Here is a 17474-nt window from a genome sequence, read left to right on the forward strand (position 1 = left end):
AAGCCCTCACCCGGCCAGGTGCCCCCAACGGGCGGACAGCTCGTGCCACGGCCCGTGCTCGACGATCCGCCCCGCGTCGAGGACGACCACGCGGTCGGCCTGGGCAAGGGCAGCGGCCTTGCTGGTGGCGCCGATCACGGCCGTGCCGCGCGCCCGCAGCGCCTGCCACAGCTCGACCTCAGTGGCGGCGTCGAGCGCCGAGGACACGTCGTCGGCGAGCAGCACGTCGGCCTCGGCGGCCAGTGCCCGCGCCAGCGCCAGGCGCTGGACCTGCCCGCCGGAGAGGCGTACGCCGCGGTGCCCGACGAGGGAGTCCGGCCCGCCCGCCTCCGCCACGTCGCGCCCCATCCGGGCGGACTCGAGGGAGGGAAGCACAGCGCGCTCGGCGTGGTCGAGGGCGACGTTGCCGGTGAAGGTCCCCGACAGCACCCGCGGCACCTGCGCGACGTGGGCCACGCGTCCGGGCCGCAGCGCGGTCTGCGGATCGGCGACGACCTGGTCGTTCCAGCGGATCTCGCCGGTGCTGGTGACCAGGCCGGCCAGGGCGCTGAGCAGGCTGGACTTGCCCGAGCCGACCTGCCCGAGCAGCAGCACCAGCTCGCCGGCGTGGACCTCGAGGTCGACGCCCTGCACCCCGAGGGTGCCGTCGTCGTGGACCGCGTCGAGCCCCCGCAGGCTGAGCGTGCGCAGCGGGTCGCGGTGTGCCGGCGCCGGGTCCGGGCCGGTGCCGCGGACGAGGTCGACGCCCGGCGGGAGGTCCATCAGGTCGCCGCCGCCGGCGAGCTCGCTGGTGGCGTTCATCCAGGCGCGGGTGCCGGGCGCCTCGGTGACGACCGAGCCGGCGACGCGGCCGAACCAGTCGAAGCCGCTGACCGCGTTGGCGACCAGGAGCGCGGTGGCGAGCTCCCACCGGCCGGTGAGCAGGCCGGCCCAGGCGGCGACGACGCCGAGCTGGACCATCACGACGGGCACGCCGTCGAGCAGCGCCTGCACGCGGTGCTCGCGCACCGCGGCGTCGACGCGGCCGCTGTCGACGTCGCGCAGGTGCTGGTGCACCTGCGGGGTGGCGGCGGCCAGCTTGACGGTGCGCACCGACTCCAGCGCCGACACGAGCGACTGCCCGAACCGCGCGCGAGCCGTGGATGCGGCGGCGGCCGAGCGACCGGCCACCCGGCGGCCCAGGGTCGAGGCCAGGGCCGAGACGACCATGACCGTGAGCAGGACCGCGCCGGCAACCCACGTCCGGGCGATCAGCGCGGTCATCGCGGCGACCATTAGTCCGTTGACGAAGTCGACCCAGCGGTCGGTGTAGCGCGCGAGCCGGTCGGCGTCCATGGTGCGGGCGACGACCTCGCCCGGAGGCGTACGGAGCAGGCGACGCTGGGAGGTCTGGCCGTGGAGCACGGCGGCCCTGACCCGCAGGCGCACCTCGACCCACCAGTGGGGGTAGGTGCGGAAGGCCTGGGACAGCAGGAAGGGGGCGATGACGAGCGAGGCGACGAGCGCGACCAGCAGGAGGCCGGGGTCCTCGCCGGCCTGGAGGTCGGTGACGACGAGTCCCCAGATCCACCCGGTGACGGCGCCGAACGCACCGGTCAGCGAGGCGGCCAGGAACAGGAACGCGCCCAGCAGGCCCCACTGCGGCTGGATGCTGATGGCGTGCAGGACCTGGCGCGCCAGGCTCGGGGTGCGGGCAAGCTCGGGCGGGGGCGGGGGAGTCGTGCTGCGCCGCACCGACCCGATCGTGGAGGCGTCGTGGTGGTGCTCCTCGATCACCGACTCGTGGGCGGCGGCCTCGAGCAGGGTGCGGAAGGGGCCGTCCACCTCGGCGAGCCGGGCGCGCGCACCCTGCTGGACGACGCGGCCCGACTCCATCACCGCGACCTGCTCGGCGCGCTCGGTGGTGGAGAGACGGTGGGCGACCAGGATGCCGGTGCGTCCGGAGATGAGGCGGTCGGCCGCGCGCACCACACGCGCCTCGGTGACCGGGTCCATCCGGGCCGTCGCCTCGTCGAGGACGACGACGCTCACGTCGCGCACGAGCAGACGGGCGAAGGCGACCAGCTGCTCCTCGCCCGCGGACAGGCTCGTGCCGCCCGGGCCGAGGACCGTGTCGAGGCCGGCCGGGAGTCCCGCGACCCAGTCCGTCAGTCCGAGCTCGGCGACCGCTGCCTCGACCCGTGTGCGGGGCACGTCGTCGAAGAGGGCGATGTTGTCGGCGAGGCTGCCCGCCAGCACCTCGGTGCGCTGGGTGACGACGCCCACCGCCGAGCGCAGCTGCTGGAGGTCGAGGTCGCGGACGTCGACCCCGCCGAGGAACACCGAGCCCCGCGGCGGCTCGACGGCCCGCGAGAGCAACGAGGCCAGGGTGGACTTGCCCGAGCCCGTGCGGCCCACGAGGGCGCAGGTGTGCCCGGCAGCCAGCAGCAGGTCGACGTCGCGCAGTGCGAAGGTGCCGGTGCCGTAGCTGAAGTCGAGGTGGCGGAACTCGACGTCGAGGGGCCCCTCGGGCACCGGCCGGCCACCCGTCGGCTCGGCGGCCGCGGCCATCATGCCGCGCAGGCGCAGCACCGCGCCGAAGCCCTCCTGCAGGTCGGGCAGGTGGCGCGCGAGCATGTCGACGCCGCCGACGAACATCGTGGTGACGAGGAAGAGCGTCACCAGCCGTGCGGTGGAGAGGTCGCCGCCCAGGACGAGCGCGACCCCGATCACGCCGACCGCGGCGAGCGCGCCGTGCAGGAGACCGCCGCTGCGACGGGTGATGCGGACCTCGACGGCCAGCACGGCGTCGAGCGTGCGGTGGACGACGGAGGCGAGGTGGGCGTTGCGGCGCAGGACGTGGGCCTGCCCCAACGACGTGCGCAGGTCGTCGCGGGCCGCGACCCCCTCCTCGGTGGAGGCGGCGTGGTCGGTCCAGGCAGCCTCCTCGATGACCTTCTTCTCCGAGACCTCCGGCAGGAGCCGGCGGATGGAGAGGAAGGTGACGACCGCGGTGACGGGGAAGAGGAAGGCCGCCGGCCACCAGGTCAGCGACGCGACCACCCACAGCGGACCGGACGCCAGCAGGGTGCGCGCGGCCTGCCACACGCCCCAGCGCATCAGCTGGCCGACCTCCCAGGTGTCGTCGTCGATGCGGTCGAGCACCTCGCCGACGGCCTGCTCGGACAGCTCGGACAGCGGCTGCGCCATCGCGGCGTCGAGCAGGTCCGAGCGGAGCTGGCCCTCGGCACGGTCGCAGATCGTGGCCCAGATGGTCTTGGCGACGGTGTCGATGACCGCGCCGCCCACCACGCACAGCGCCAGCAGGAGCAGCAAGGTCTCGGTCGGGCCGTCGGCGAGGCGACCGGCGACCATCGAGCCCAGCGCGGAGGCGATCGCGCCCACGAGGGACATCGAGAAGCACAGGTAGGTCAGCGGGCGGCGTACGCGACGCCAGTCGACCGGCCGACGGTGCGCAGGGAGGCCCGACGAGGAGGTGGTCGCGTCGGTGGGCCGGGTGGTGTCGGTGAGGGTCACGGTGCCTTCAGGCTAGGTGGTGGGACTGACAGTGCGCCTGTGGTTTTCCGAGGGGGCAGGACGAGGCGACGCCCCGCCCGCACGTGGCGGACGGGGCGTCGTACGGCGAACCTCAGACTTCGAAGGCTCCCGACTCGAGGCGCTTCTTGACCTCCTGCAGGAACCGGCCCGCGTCGGCGCCGTCGACCAGGCGGTGGTCGTAGGTCAGGGACAGGTAGACCATGTGGCGCACCGCGATCGTCTCGCCCAGGTTGGCGTCGTCGATCACGACCGGTCGCTTCACCACGGCACCGGGACCGAGGATCGCGACCTGCGGCTTGTTGATGATCGGGGTGTCGAAGAGCGCCCCGAAGCTGCCGAGGTTGGTGATCGTGAAGGTGCCGCCGGACAGCTCGTCAGGCGTGATCTTGTTGGTGCGCGTGCGCTCGGCCACGTCGGCGATCTTCTTCGCGATCCCGGCGATGGACAGGTCGCCCGCGTCCTTGACGACCGGCGTGAGCAGGCCCTTCTCGGTGTCCACCGCGAACGCGATGTTCTCGCGGTCGTAGTAGGTCACCTCGCCCTTGTCGGCGTCGATCGCCGCGTTGAGCTTGGGGTGCACCTTGAGCGCGTCGATCGCGGCCTTGGCGAAGAACGGCAGGTAGGTGAGCTTCACGCCCTCACGGGCCAGGAAGTCGGCCTTCGACGCCTCGCGCAGACGGGCGATCGAGGTGACGTCGACCTCCATCACCTGGGTGAGCTGGGCGGCCTCGGTGAGCGACTCGACCATGCGGGTCGCGATGACCTTGCGCAGGCGCGAGAGCGGCTCGGTGGTGCCGCGCAGCGGCGAGGGACTGGACGAGGCGGGAGCCGACGCGGCGGGCGCGGCGGCAGCCGGCGCGGCCGGGGCAGCAGCCGGAGCCGACGCCTCCTTCGCCGCGGCCGCGGCGTCGAGGACGTCCTGTTTGCGGATGCGCCCACCGACACCGGTGCCCTGCACCGAGCCGAGGTCGACCCCGTGCTGGTCAGCCATCTTGCGCACCAGCGGGGTGACGTACGCCGTCTGGTCGCGACCGCCCTCGGACTGCGCCGGCGCGGCGGGGGCAGCCGGCTTCGGCTCCTCCTGCTTCGGCTCCTCCTGCTTCGCGGCGGGCTCCTCGGCGGGGGCGTCGTCCTTCTCGGACTCGGGGGTCTCGTCGCCGGGCGGCAGCTCGCCGGTCTCCTCGGCGACCTGCTCCTCCTGCTCGGCCTTCTGCTCCGCCTGCTCCTCGTCCTTGGGCTGCGCCTCGGGCTCGGCCTGGGCGGGCGCGTCGTCGGCCGAGCCGATGACCGCGAGCTCGGCGCCGACCTCGACGGTCTCGTCCTCCTCGGCCTTGATCTCCAGCAGCGTGCCGGCGACGGGGGAGGGGATCTCGGTGTCGACCTTGTCGGTGGACACCTCGAGCAGCGGCTCGTCGACGGCGACCTCGTCACCGACCTGCTTGAGCCAGCGGGTCACGGTGCCCTCGGTCACCGACTCGCCCAGCGCGGGGAGCGTGACGGAGGTGCCGGAGCCGCCACCGGAGCCACCCGAGCTGCCGGACGCCTTCTCGGCGGCGGGCTCGGACTCGGGGGTCTCGTCCTTCTCGGACTCGGGGGTCTCGTCGCCGGGCGGCAGCTCGCCGGTCTCCTCGGCGACCTGCTCCTCTTGCTCGGCCTTCTTCTCCGACTCCTCCTCGTCCTGCGGCTGCGCCTCGGGCTCGGCGGTGTCGGAGGCGTCGCCCGCGGACTCGCCCTCCTCGCCGATCACGCCCAGGACCGCGCCCACCTCGACGGTGTCGTCCTCGTTGGCGGTGATCTCGAGCAGGGTGCCCGCGACGGGGGAGGGGATCTCGGTGTCGACCTTGTCGGTGGAGACCTCCAGCAGCGGCTCGTCGACGGCGACCGTGTCACCGACCTGCTTGAGCCAGCGGGTGACGGTGCCCTCGGTGACGGACTCGCCGAGGGCGGGGAGGGTGACTTCGGAGGCCATTGGTGTTCCTTCGCTCGCGTGTAGGTAGGTGTGGGGCCAGAGCTGAAAAGCTGGGGGTCAGGAGTGGGCGTGCAGGGGCTTGCCGGCCAGGGCCAGGTGCGCCTCGCCGAGCGCCTCGTTCTGGGTGGGGTGGGCGTGCAGCAGGGGCGCGACGTCCTCGGCGTGTGCCTCCCAGTTGTAGATGAGCTGCGCCTCGCCGATGAGCTCGCCGACGCGATCGCCCACCATGTGGACGCCGAGGACCGGGCCGTCGGTGAGCCCGACGAGCTTGACGAATCCCTGGGTCTGGAGGATCTGGCTCTTGCCGTTGCCGCCGAGGTCGTAGGTCACGGTCGTGACCGCGTCGCCGTGCAGCTCGCGGGCCGCTGCCTCGTCGAGGCCGACGGAGGCGATCTCGGGGTGGGAGTAGGTCACGCGCGGGATGCCGGACTCGTCGATCGGGCGCGGGTCGAGCCCGGCGATCTCCTCGGCGACGAAGATGCCCTGCTGGAAGCCGCGGTGCGCGAGCTGGAGGCCGGGCACGATGTCGCCGACGGCGTAGACGCCCTCGACGTTGGTGCGACAGCGCTCGTCGGTGAGCACGAAGCCGCGGTCCATCTCGACGCCCTGCTCGGCGTAGCCCAGACCGTCGGTCGACGGGCCGCGACCGACCGCGACGAGGAGGATCTCGGCCTCGATCACGTCGCCGCCCTCGACGGTGACGGCGACGCCGGTGTCGGTGGTCTTCACGCTCTGGAAGGGCGTGCCGGTGAGGAAGGAGATCTTGCGCTTGCGGAAGGCGCGCTCGAGCGCCTTCGAGGACGCCTCGTCCTCGGCCGCGACCAGGCGCGGGAGGGCCTCGATGATCGTGACGTCGGAGCCGAACGACTTCCACACGCTGGCGAACTCGCAGCCGATGACGCCGCCGCCGAGCACGATGGCCGAGGCAGGGACGCGGTCGAGGCGCAGGGCGTGCTCGGAGGTGAGGACCCTCTCGCCGTCGACCTCGAGGCCGGGCAGCGACTTGCTGTAGGAGCCGGACGCGAGGACCACGGCCCTGCCGGCGTACGCCGTGCCGTCGACGGTGACCTCCCGGGGTCCGGTCAGCGTGCCGGTGCCCTCGATGACGGTGATGCCGCGCGACGTGATCAGTCCGGTGAGACCCTTGAAGAGCCGGTCGACGACCTTGTCCTTGTAGGCGTTGACGCCGCCCATGTCGATGCCGTCGAGGGTGGCCGAGACGCCGAACTGCGCGGCCTCGCGAGCCGAGTCGGCGACCTCCGCGGCGTGGAGCAGGGCCTTCGTCGGGATGCAACCCACGTGGAGGCAGGTGCCCCCGAGGTTGCCCTTCTCGACCAGCCCGACCTTCAGCCCCAGCTGGGCTGCTCGCAGGGCACAGGCGTATCCGCCCGAACCTGCCCCGAGGACGAGGACGTCGAACTCACCGTCCGCCACAGATTCCCTCCACACTTCCGACTCGCACACCACGTGCATGGGCTCGCCCATCCTTGCACTCTTCGTGAGCCTGTCCACACCCGGTCGGTGCGGGTCGGCGTCGGCGATCCGCGGGCGCGGTGGGGACCGTCCGGGCAGAATGTGTGCCATGGGTTTGTTCGATCGATTCCGCCGCAAGGGGCGTACGGGTGGGCGTACGAGTGCTCCGGCGCGGGACGCCGCCCGCACCGGCTCCACCCGTGTGCGCGCCTCCGACGGTGCTGACGCGCGCCACCTCGAGAGCTTCGTGACCACTCGTCAGGGGGTCGAGGGCTTCGTCGAGCCGCGCACCGCGGTCAGCGACGTCACCATCCTCCTCGTCGCGCACGACGGTGAGTGGACGCGTCGCCGGGTGCCCAGCGTGAAGTGGGCCCACGACTTCGCCAACCGCCATCAGGTGCCGTCGTACGACGCCGCGGTCGTGGGCGTGCCGCAGCGGATGCGCGACTACAACAAGCGCAAGAAGGCCGAAGGGATCTGAGCGGGACCCGAGCCGGGCTCAGGCCTCGGACAGCGACCGGGCGATCTCGACCAGTGTCGTGACGCCGAAGCCGGTGGCGCCCGACGGCACGTGGCCGTAGGGGCTGGCGAGGTTCATCTCCTTGCCCGCGATGTCGAGGTGCGCCCACGGCAGGCCACCGGTGAACTCGCGCAGGAACGCCGAGGCGTAGAGGCCACCGCCCCACCGCACCCAGTCGTGCTGGAGCAGGTCGGCGACCTTGGAGCTGGTGATCCGCTCCGACATCTCCTCGGGGATCGGCATCGGCCAGTGCTGCTCGCCCGCTGCCTCGCCGGCGGCGAGGACGGCGGGGACCTGGTCGTCGGTGCCCATGACGGCGCCGACCTTGTCACCGAGTGCGAGCTGCATGTGGCCGGTGAGGGTGGCGATGTCGATGACGACGTCGGGCTCCTCGAGCACGGCCAGCGACAGCACGTCGCCCAGCAGCATCCTGCCCTCGGCGTCGGTGTTGGCGATCTCGACGGTCGTGCCGTTGTGCATCGTGATCACGTCACCGGGGCGCGTGGAGGTCGCGGAGACCATGTTCTCGGCCATCGGGGCGAAGGTCGTGACCTTGACGGGCAGCCCGAGGCGGGCGATCGCGAGCGTGGCGGCCACGACGCTGGCCGCGCCGGCCATGTCGCCCTTCATGTTGACCATGCTCGACGACGGCTTGATCGTGAGGCCGCCGGAGTCGAAGGTGACACCCTTGCCGACCAGCGCGAGGTGCGCCACGGCGTCCTTGGGCGCCCAGGTGAGCTTCACCAGGCGCGAGGGCGACGCGGAGGAGTTGCCGACGCTGAGGATGCCGCCGCAGCCCATCTCCTCCAGCTGCTCGTGGTCGAAGACCTCGAGCTTCACCTTCGGCGCGCCGCGTCCCTTGGTGACGGCCTTGTGGGCGCTCGTCACGAGGTCGGCCAGCAGCGGGGGCGTGCAGTCCATCGGGGGCGTGTTGACCCAGTCGCGGGTCAGCGCGACGGCATCGGCGAGGACCTCCCCCTTCTCGAGCGCAGCGACGGCCTCGGTGCGACGGGCGATCGGGGTGAGCACCACGACGTCGGCGGGCTCGGTGGTCTCGGCCTTGTTCGCGGACTTGTAGGCGGTGAAGGTGTAGCCGCCGAGACGGTGGCCCTCGACGACCGCGGCGACCAGCTCGGGGGTCTCGGCCGGCAGCGCGAGGGCGACCGACGCGGCGTTGGGCACGCTGCGGGCGGCGACGCCCGCAGCACGGCGTACGGCGACGGGGTCGGTCGCGTCGTCGCCGAGCCCGACGAAGACCAGGAGGGGTGCGTTGACCTCGTCGCGGGTCGGAGTCCTGACCGCCTCACCGGCCTTGCCGGTGACGCCCATCGTCGACAGGAACGCGCGCAGCCGCCGGCCGTAGGCCTGGGTGACGTCGTCGGCCGCGTCGCACAGCCGCGGTCCGTCCGAGGTGGCGACGACGCCGACCACGACGGCGTCGGCGCGGGTCTTGGCGGGGCTGGCGCTGCGCAGGGAGTACGAGGTCACCCGGGCATGCTAGGGGAGGTCTGGCTGTCCGCAGGCTGCGGTAGGTTTCGAGCCATGGCCGGATCGCTGAAGCAGTCGCCCCTCCACGACCGTCACGAGGCCCTCGGCGCGAAGTTCGCCGAGTTCGGCGGGTGGTCGATGCCCCTCGAGTACCCGACCGGCGTGGTCAAGGAGCACACGGCGGTGCGCGAGGCCGTCGGGATCTTCGACGTCAGCCACCTCGGCAAGGCGATGGTGTCGGGACCGGGTGCTGCCGAGTTCGTCAACGCGACCCTGTCCAACGACCTCGCCAAGATCGAGCCCGGCAAGGCGCAGTACACGCTCTGCCTCGACGAGTCCGGTGGCATCGTCGACGACCTCATCGCCTACTGGCACGACGACGAGCACGTGCTGCTGATCCCCAACGCCGCCAACACCGCCGAGGTCGTGCGCCGCCTGCAGGAGCAGGCTCCCGAGGGCGTGAAGGTCGTCAGCCACCACGACGACTACGCCGTGCTGGCCGTGCAGGGCACCCGCTCCGACGAGGTGCTGCAGAAGGTCGGCCTCCCGACCGGCCACGGCTACATGTCCTTCGTCGAGGCTGAGCTCGGCGACACCGGCGTCGGCGTCGTGGTGTGCCGCACGGGCTACACCGGCGAGCGCGGCTACGAGCTCGTCGTCGTCAACGACACCGCCGGGCAGCTGTGGGACGAGCTGATGGCGGCCGGTGAGGAGTGGGGGATCACCGCCTGCGGGCTGGGTGCGCGCGACACCCTGCGCACCGAGATGGGCTACCCCCTCCACGGCCAGGACATCAGCCTCGACACCAACCCGGTCGAGGCCGGGTTGTCCTGGGCGGTGGGCTGGAAGAAGGACGCCTTCTGGGGCCGCGACGCGGTGCTCGAGGTCAAGGAGGAGGGCCCGAAGCGCCGCCTGCGCGGGCTGGTCGCCGTCGGGCGCGGGATCCCGCGTCCCGGGATGGGCGTGACCCTCACCCACGACGTCCCCCTCGCCGACATCACGTCGGGCACGTTCTCCCCGACGCTCAAGAAGGGCATCGGGCTCGCACTGATCCCGACCACGGTGGCCGAGGACGCCCAGGTCGGGGTCGACGTCCGGGGCCGCCGCGAGATCTTCCAGCTGGTCAAGCCGCCGTTCGTCGACCCGTCGGTGAAGGAGTCCTGACGTGCTCCCCGGACAGCCGCCCACCTTCCGCCAGCCGTCGGCGTCCGAGCGTCCGTGGTGGTGGCGCCTCGAGGACGCCGACGGTGCGACGGTCGAGGTGGCCGAGCACGCCGACCAGCGCTTCTCCACCCAGGGCGACGCCGAGTCGTGGGTCGGGGAGATCTGGGCCGAGCTCGCCGACCACGGCGTGGCCGCAGTGACCCTCTTCGAGCACGACCGCCAGGTCTACGGCCCCATGTCGCTGAGCGCCTGAGCCATCCGCGGACCGTCGTCGTGCCGAACCACCTCATGTGAGCGCCGACGCCGACTTCGACCACTACGTCGCTGCCCGCTGGCCGGACCTGGTCGGCGGGCTCGAGGATGAAGGCGTCGCACCCGACGAGGCGCGGCTCGCCGTCGCCGAGGTGCTCCTGGCGAGCCGCCGTGGCTGGTCGCGGCGGGTGCGCGACGAGCAGGTCGACGTCAGCCTGTGGGCGGAGGTGCGCGAGCGGGCGCGACTGGCCGCACGTCCCGGCGAGCCCGCGCCCCACGGCGTACGCCCCCTCGACCCGCGGGACGCGGCCGACCCTTGGCTGGCGCGCGCGGAGGTGCAGCGTGGCGCTCGACGACGTCGCGGCCTGCGACGCGGTGCCACGGGGCTGGTGGTCGCCGCCGTCCTCGCGGCCGGCTGGGCGTGGTGGGCGGCGCAGCCGCGACCGCCCGCGGTCCGCGAGGAGGCGAACCCGCTTCCCGTGAACTGGTACGCCGAGGGCGAGCTCCACCTCGCCGACGTGGTGGTCGAGCTGACCGACGTCGAGGCGTTCGTCGCCGACGGCCCGGACGTCGCGGTGCGCCTGTCCGACGGCGAGCTCCTCCGGGTCGAGCCGGACGGTGAGGTGCAGCCGCTCGACGAGGCCCCCGCCGAGCTCGACGCGCCGACCCCGGCCCCGGCATTCCTGCCGCCGGGGCGCTACGACGTGCGCATCCAGAGCGTCCCGCTCCCCGAGGGCGGGTGGGCGCATCTGATCGACTCGTCACGCCGGTACGGCACCCAGGAGGCGATCCGGAAGTCCGAGTCGGGTCGCCGAGCAGTGTTGGTCTGTCGCACGGTGTCATCGTGCGACGCGCCGTTGACGGTGGTCGGCGCCGCAGGCACCATCCGGTTGCGCTGATCCGTCGCGCGGGGTCAGTCGCTGGGCCACTTCCTCCGCAGTCGTGGAACCAGCCATCGGTAGCCGAACGTCAGCATCAGGCTTCGTGCCATGGTGCGTCTGTCGCCAACGAGGCTCATCGCCTCCTTGGCCAGTCGTTTGCCAGCGATGTGGTCACCCATGGCATGAGCGACTTCGGAGCGGCGGCTCAGGAAGTAGGCCAGCCTCTTCCGCACGATGCGCATCGAGGCCATGCGCTCCTCCGGATGGAGGGCTTGTCCGCTGATGTGTCCGAGTGCCTTCGCCTGCACGCGGATGGCACAGTCCAGGCGTGCGGCGGCCGCTCCGGCGTTCCGCTGGTCGCTCAGGCCAGCGACGACCCGATCGGTCGTGATGTCGACGAGCGGGGTGTTCAGCAGCGCAATGTCGTGCTTGCACGTCAGGTCGTAGAACAGAGCCGTATCCTCGGCAGCGACCATGTCTTCGTCGAAGCCCCCAGCATCGATCAGAACGTCCTTGCTGATCATGAGAGAGACGACCAGTGGGTGGATCAGGGAGCGGGCGATGAACTCGACGGGCCGTGGATAGCTGCGGCACTCGTCGGCCGGCAGGTCCGGGTCGAGTTCAGCGATCCCGTCCGGCCGCTCTCCGCCCTCGGCGGCAACACCGGTGAAGCAGACGGAACTCCCGGTGGCCGACAGGCATCGCAGCTGAAGCTCGAGCTTCGTGGGGCGCCAGGTGTCGTCTGAGTCCAGGAAGGCGATCCAATGCCCCGTTGCCAGGTCGACACCTAGGTTCCGAGCGGCGCTGACACCGCCGTTCTTCTTCTTGACGTATCGAACAATCGGGCTCTCAATGGCTTTCACGACGGACTCGGTGTCGTCCGTCGAGCCGTCGTCGATCACGAGCACCTCGTCGGGGGGAGCACTCTGGTCGAGCGCGCTCTCGACCGCCCGGCGTATGCAGTGAGCTCGGTTGTAGGTCGGGATCACCACCGAGACGCTGTCTGCCCGGCTCACGCCGGCATCCCTTGGGCCGGGGTGCCTCGTCCTCGACCGTCGGTGTCCCGGGCGAGGAGGCAATGGGACGGGCCCCGTCCCTTCTGGCTTCTCACGCGCCCTACTATGCCCGGAACTGCTGGGCCCGCGGACGGAAGCGGAGAATAGACTTGGATCCCGGCGCGGACGGCTCGGTCCGCCTGAGGTGAGCGCGTAGCCTCCCGGCCGTGGCTGAGGCTTTGTGGACAGGTGTGGCTCGGGCGTACGCGCAGAGCTTCGCGGGGTTGTGCGAGGGCGTGGTGCCGGAGGTCGTGGGTGGCTTCCCGGTCAGCGGCCGCCTCCTGGACGTCGGCTGCGGGACGGGCGCGCTCGTCGCGGAGGCGCGCGAGCGCGGACTCGAGGCGATCGGTGTCGAGCCGGACCCGGAGATGGCGGCCCTCGCGACGGAGCGGCTGGGCGACGACGTCGTGGCCGGTGGCCTTCCGGACCTGCCCTTCGCCGATGACGGCTTCGACGCCGTGACGGCCGGCTTCGTGCTCAACCACGTCGATGACCCCCGCGCAGGCGCGCGCGAGCTGGCTCGTGTCGCCGCGCCGGGCGGGATGGTGCGCGCGACGATCTGGGGGCGTACGCCGCCGCCGCAGGGTGTGATGTGGAACGGGCTCCTCGACGAGGCCGGCGCCGAGCGCCCACCCGCGCCTCGTCTGCCGGAGGAGCGGGACTTCGATCGCTCGCCCCGCGGGCTCGCAGGGCTGATGGAGGAGGCCGGGCTCGCCGTGACCGAAGCCCGCACCCTGGCGTGGACGTGGCGCGTGGCGCCCGACGACCTGTGGGCGGGTCTCACCACCGTCGGCAACTTCGGCGTGGTGTGGCGGGCCCAGCCCGAGGACGTGCGAACCCGCCTGCGCACGGCGTACGACGCGCTGGGTGCGCCGTGGCGCGAGGATCGGGACCAGGACGGGGACTTCGCCTTCGACGTCGAGTGCGTCCTCGTCGAGGCGCGCGTGCCGCGGTCCTAGGAGGGGTCGCCGGACGTCGTACAGTCGTCCCGTGCGCGCCTACCTCGACCTGCTCCAGCGGATCCTCGACGAGGGAGTGGAGAAGAGCGACCGCACCGGCACCGGGACGCTGAGCGTCTTCGGCCACCAGATGCGCTTCGACCTCGCCGAGGGGTTCCCGCTCGTGACGACCAAGAAGGTGCACACCCGGTCGGTCTTCGGCGAGCTGCTGTGGTTCCTGCGCGGCGACACCAACGTGAAGTGGCTCCAGGACCGCGGCATCACCATCTGGGACGAGTGGGCCGACGACGACGGCGACCTCGGCCCGGTCTACGGCCACCAGTGGCGCTCGTGGCCCACGCCCGACGGCCGCCACGTCGACCAGGTCGCGCGCCTGGTCGAGGGCATCCGCACCGACCCCGACTCGCGCCGCCACATCGTCTCGGCGTGGAACGTCGCCGACGTCGACGACATGGCGCTGCCGCCGTGCCACACCCTCTTCCAGTTCTACGTGGCAGAGGAGAGGCTCTCCTGCCAGCTCTACCAGCGCTCGGCCGACACCTTCCTCGGCGTGCCCTTCAACATCGCGTCCTACGCCCTGCTGACGCACATGGTCGCGCAGGTGACCGGTCTCGAGGTGGGGGAGTTCGTGCACACGATGGGCGACGCCCACCTCTACCTCAACCACGTCGAGCAGGCCCGGCTCCAGCTCGCCCGCGACCCGCGGCCGCTGCCGCGCCTCGTGCTCGATCCCACGGTCACCGAGATCGACGGTTTCGACCTCGAGCACATCGCCGTCGAGGGCTACGACCCCCACCCGGGCATCAAGGCGCCCATTGCAGTCTGAGGAGGCACCGTGACCGGTCCGCGTCCAGATCAACGTGTCGTGCTGGTCGCCGCGCACGCCCGCAACCGCGTCATCGGCAACGGCCCCGACATCCCGTGGCGGCTCCCCGGCGAGCAGGCGCAGTTCAAGGAGCTGACCTGGGGGCACACCCTGCTGATGGGCCGCACGACCTTCGAGTCGATCGGCCGGCCGCTGCCGGGGCGTACGACGATCGTGCTGACCCGCCACGCCGACTGGTCCCACGAGGGCGTGCTGGTCGCGCACACCGTCGACGAGGCGCTCGACCTCGCCTCGCAGCAGGCCGGCGACCTGATGGTCGCCGGCGGGGGAGAGGTCTACGCCGCGCTCCTGCCCCACGCCACCCACCAGGTGCTGACCGAGGTGGACCTCGAGCCAGCGGGGGACGTGCACTACCCGCAGTACGCCGCCGGGGACTGGGTGGAGACCGCCCGCGAGAGCTTCGACGGCTACGAGCGCGTCTGGCTCGAGCGGATGGACCCCGCGGCATGAAGCTCGCCGTCGACCCGACCTCGGGGGTGCCGCCCTTCGAGCAGGTTCGGGAGGCGATCCGTGGCCAGGTCGACGCAGGGGTCCTGGAGCCGGGCTTCCGCCTGCCGCCCGTCCGGTCGCTCGCGGCCGAGCTCGACCTCGCCACCAACACCGTCGCCCGGGCCTACAAGGAGCTCGAGGCGCTCGGTGTCGTCGAGACCCGCGGTCGCGCCGGCACGTTCGTCGCGGGCCGTGGCGTGGAGCGATCGCTGCGCGAGGCCGCGGCGTCGTACGCCGCCACGGTGCGCACGCTGGGTGTGTCCGAGGCCGACGCCCTCGAGGCCGCTCGCCGCGCGCTCGCTTCCGGCTGACGCCCTCGCCGCGCGGCCGTCCCGCGCGTGCGCGACCTCACATCGGACTGGCCGGGTGCGCTGGAATGCCGACGCCGCAGACCTCGTTGCACCCGCCAGCTGGCTCCGCATCATGCCCCCGGGCCTCACCCCTTGCCGCTGCGAGCGGCCTTACGCCGAGAGGCGGCTGACGGACCGGCGAGCAGCACCACGCAGCCACCCGCGGGTAAGCCCCGGCCAGGGTGGCTGCGTGCTGTCCAGTCCGTCCGTGGCAGGCTCGCGGACGTGGAACCGGTCGCTGACATCGTGGTCGCCGCCGTCGCCCTGGTGCGCGACGGGCACGTGCTGACGGTCCGCAAGCGCGGGACCGAGCGGTTCATGCTCGTCGGCGGCAAGCTCGAGCCGGGGGAGTCGGCGTACGACGCCGCGCTCCGCGAGGCGCGCGAGGAGGTCGGCCTGGTGCTGGCGTCGGCGACGCTGCTGGGCGAGTTCCTCTCAGAGGCGGCCAACGAGCCGGGGCACACCCTGCACTCGACGGTGTTCTGGGTGGAGTCCGACGCTGAGCCGGTGGCCGCGGCGGAGATCGCGGAGGTGCGGTGGACCCCGGTGACCGACCACCCCGACGACCTCGCTCCGATGCTCGAGCACCACGTGCTCCCGATGATCCGCGCCACGTCGACGACTCCCTGACCTGGCGACACCGGGCCGGGGTCGGATGCAGCTAGGCGCGGTCCTCGAAGACGGCCAGCTGGTCGCGCCAGCCGTCGACCATGTCGGTGGTGCGCGTGTGCCCGCGCCGATCGTCGTACGCCGCACACGCAGCGCGCACCCGTGCGAAGGTCTCGCGCAGCGCGTCCGCGTCGCCGTCGAGCGAGCGCTCGACCAGCCCGAGCAGCTCGTCGGCGGGCCAGTCCTCGAGCGGGTGCGTGCGCAGCTCCCACGCCAGGTACTTGTTGTAGGGGCGCACCCGCCCGGCCATCGTGAAGACCACGTCGAGCAGCCACGGCACCGACTCGGCGGCGTCCAGCCGTGCCTCGAGCGAGCGCCCGTCGCGGACGCTCTTCAGCGCGCGGTAGGCGAAGTTCACCCAGCCGTCGAGCCGGTCGTGCTCGATCAGCACCGCGTCGGCCTCCTCGGGCGTCACCGTCGCGAGGCGGCGTACGGCTGCCGCCAGCTCGCCGCCGGTGCGGTCGAGCAGCACCGGGGCCCACGCGTAGGACCAGCGGGACCACCAGTGCTCGGTGCCGAAGGGCGGGACGGTCGTGAGCTCGGACCAGGAGTCGACGATCTCGTCCACCTCGGGGGACTTGTCGGTCGAGCGCCCTTCCGCGGCGTCGTCGGTGAGCACGACCACCACGTCGAGGTCGGAGCGCTCGGTGGCGAGGCCACGGGCGGCCGAGCCGCTGAGCACGAGACCGAGGAGGTCGTCCCCGTGCGCCGCGTCGTTGCGCTCGGCCAGGGCGGAGATCGTGTCCCGCTGCCCGGCGGTGAGCCAGGCGGGAAGATCGAGGACCAGCGTCACGCCGGTCATGCTCGCACGACCGGCGGCGCCTCGCGTGTCGCCGCCGACGACTCGGGGCCGGGGGAGCGATAACCTTCGCACGTGAGTACCCATGTCCCGTTCGGCCGGCTGCTGACCGCGATGGCCACTGCCTTCCACGAGGACGGCACCGTCGACCTCGACGCCACGGCGCGCATCGCCGCCCACCTCGTCGAGCACGGCAACGACGGCCTCGTCGTGAGCGGCACGACGGGGGAGAGCCCCACCACCTCGGTCGCCGAGGACGGGGAGATCCTGCGCGCGGTGCACGGCGCCGTGGGTGATCGCGCCGTCGTGGTCGCGGGCGTCGGCACCAACTCCACCGCCCACTCCGTCGAGCTCGCCGAGCAGGCGGCCAAGGTCGGTGTCGACGGCGTGCTGCTCGTCAGCCCCTACTACAACAAGCCCGGCCAGGTCGGCCTGCGCCACCACTTCAGCGCGGTGGCCGAGGCCACCGACCTGCCGGTGATGCTCTACGACGTGCCGGGCCGCACCGCGACGACGATCGAGCTCGAGACCTACGAGGCGATGCGCCGCTACGACCACGTCACGTCGGTCAAGGAGGCCACCGGTCTCCTGGCCCGCACCGCCCAGCTCGTCGACATGGGCTACGCGGTCTACTCCGGCGACGACGCCAACACCCTCGGCTACCTCGCCTACGGCGGGGTCGGCCTGGTCTCCGTCGTCGCCCACGCCGCCGGCGACCAGCTGGCGTCCATGCTCAGCGCCTGGGCGGACGGCGACCACGCCGAGGCCCTGCGGATCCACACCTCGCTCATCCCGGCCTTCGACGCCGTGATGGGCGTGCCCAACTACGGAGCCACCACCGCCAAGGCAGCCCTCGAGCTCCTCGGCGTGCTCGACAACCGCCGCGTCCGCGGCCCACTGGTCGCCCTGGACGACGACGAGGTCACCGCGCTCCGCGTGGGGCTCGCCGCCGCCGGCCTCCTGTGAGAACCACCCTCCTCACG

At 72.4% G+C, this 17474-nt stretch carries 16 protein-coding genes; 10 read left to right on the top strand and 6 right to left on the bottom strand.

The annotated features are described in order from the left end of the window. Positions 1–6: 6 nt before the first annotated feature. The 3 genes from K4G59_RS13700 to lpdA all read right to left on the bottom strand — a co-directional run bounded on the left by K4G59_RS13700 (position 7) and on the right by lpdA (position 6991). Positions 7–3516, bottom strand: a complete 3510-nt coding sequence (locus K4G59_RS13700; RefSeq protein WP_231251623.1) for an ATP-binding cassette domain-containing protein — start codon at positions 3514–3516, stop codon at positions 7–9. A 112-nt stretch (positions 3517–3628) separates the two neighbouring features. After that, a complete protein-coding gene (sucB, locus tag K4G59_RS13705) occupies positions 3629–5506 on the bottom strand; it encodes a 2-oxoglutarate dehydrogenase, E2 component, dihydrolipoamide succinyltransferase (RefSeq protein WP_231251624.1) in 1878 nt (625 codons plus the stop codon). Between the two features lie 57 nt (positions 5507–5563). Then, complete coding sequence (gene lpdA, locus K4G59_RS13710) at positions 5564–6991, bottom strand: dihydrolipoyl dehydrogenase (protein WP_425572358.1); 1428 nt, start codon at positions 6989–6991, stop codon at positions 5564–5566. A gap of 97 nt (positions 6992–7088) precedes the next feature. Between lpdA and K4G59_RS13715 the strand changes: the two genes are divergently transcribed. Then, complete coding sequence (locus tag K4G59_RS13715; protein ID WP_231251625.1) at positions 7089–7460, top strand: hypothetical protein; 372 nt, start codon at positions 7089–7091, stop codon at positions 7458–7460. 18 nt (positions 7461–7478) lie between these two features. On the opposite strand, the gene K4G59_RS13720 is transcribed toward K4G59_RS13715, so the two are convergent. Beyond that, positions 7479–8987, bottom strand: a complete 1509-nt coding sequence (locus tag K4G59_RS13720) for a leucyl aminopeptidase (RefSeq protein ID WP_231251626.1) — start codon at positions 8985–8987, stop codon at positions 7479–7481. Positions 8988–9041: 54 nt separating this feature from the next. Here K4G59_RS13720 and gcvT point away from each other — a divergent pair, with 54 nt between their 5' ends. The 3 genes from gcvT to K4G59_RS13735 are packed head-to-tail and all read left to right on the top strand — an operon-like array spanning position 9042 to position 11302. Then, positions 9042–10151: a glycine cleavage system aminomethyltransferase GcvT gene (gene gcvT, locus K4G59_RS13725; protein ID WP_231251627.1), complete on the top strand. Its 1110-nt coding sequence runs from the start codon at positions 9042–9044 to the stop codon at positions 10149–10151. A 1-nt stretch (position 10152) separates the two neighbouring features. Continuing rightward, a complete protein-coding gene (locus K4G59_RS13730) occupies positions 10153–10404 on the top strand; it encodes a hypothetical protein (protein ID WP_231251628.1) in 252 nt (83 codons plus the stop codon). 37 nt (positions 10405–10441) lie between these two features. After that, positions 10442–11302, top strand: coding sequence for a hypothetical protein (locus K4G59_RS13735; protein WP_231251629.1), 861 nt, complete (start codon positions 10442–10444; stop codon positions 11300–11302). A gap of 14 nt (positions 11303–11316) precedes the next feature. Here the strand turns inward: K4G59_RS13735 and K4G59_RS13740 are convergent, their stop codons facing one another. After that, complete coding sequence (locus tag K4G59_RS13740; protein WP_231251630.1) at positions 11317–12300, bottom strand: glycosyltransferase family 2 protein; 984 nt, start codon at positions 12298–12300, stop codon at positions 11317–11319. 206 nt (positions 12301–12506) lie between these two features. Between K4G59_RS13740 and K4G59_RS13745 the strand changes: the two genes are divergently transcribed. From K4G59_RS13745 to K4G59_RS13765, 5 genes are all read left to right on the top strand, one after another. Next, entirely contained in the window at positions 12507–13298 is a 792-nt protein-coding gene (locus K4G59_RS13745; RefSeq protein ID WP_231251631.1) for a class I SAM-dependent methyltransferase, read from the top strand. A 31-nt stretch (positions 13299–13329) separates the two neighbouring features. Then, positions 13330–14124 (top strand): thymidylate synthase, encoded by a 795-nt coding sequence (locus K4G59_RS13750; RefSeq protein ID WP_231251632.1) that lies wholly within the window; start codon positions 13330–13332, stop codon positions 14122–14124. A 9-nt stretch (positions 14125–14133) separates the two neighbouring features. Continuing rightward, positions 14134–14634, top strand: coding sequence for a dihydrofolate reductase (locus tag K4G59_RS13755; RefSeq protein ID WP_231251633.1), 501 nt, complete (start codon positions 14134–14136; stop codon positions 14632–14634). Next, on the top strand, positions 14631–14984 hold the full coding sequence (locus K4G59_RS13760) for a GntR family transcriptional regulator (RefSeq protein WP_231251634.1): 354 nt from the start codon (positions 14631–14633) through the stop codon (positions 14982–14984). Before K4G59_RS13755 ends, K4G59_RS13760 begins: the two co-directional genes overlap by 4 nt. 264 nt (positions 14985–15248) lie before the next feature. After that, the gene (locus tag K4G59_RS13765) at positions 15249–15653 is read left to right on the top strand and encodes an NUDIX hydrolase (protein ID WP_231251635.1); all 405 of its coding nucleotides are present in this window, start codon (positions 15249–15251) and stop codon (positions 15651–15653) included. 31 nt (positions 15654–15684) lie between these two features. On the opposite strand, the gene K4G59_RS13770 is transcribed toward K4G59_RS13765, so the two are convergent. Further along, on the bottom strand, positions 15685–16485 hold the full coding sequence (locus K4G59_RS13770) for a nucleotidyltransferase domain-containing protein (RefSeq protein ID WP_231251636.1): 801 nt from the start codon (positions 16483–16485) through the stop codon (positions 15685–15687). An 81-nt stretch (positions 16486–16566) separates the two neighbouring features. On the opposite strand from K4G59_RS13770, the gene dapA reads away from it, so the two are divergent. Continuing rightward, positions 16567–17457, top strand: a complete 891-nt coding sequence (gene dapA, locus K4G59_RS13775; protein ID WP_231251637.1) for a 4-hydroxy-tetrahydrodipicolinate synthase — start codon at positions 16567–16569, stop codon at positions 17455–17457. The last annotated feature ends 17 nt before the right edge of the window (positions 17458–17474 follow it).

It is taken from the genome of Nocardioides furvisabuli, from assembly GCF_021083185.1.
GTDB classification, from domain to species: Bacteria; Actinomycetota; Actinomycetes; order Propionibacteriales; family Nocardioidaceae; genus Nocardioides; species Nocardioides furvisabuli.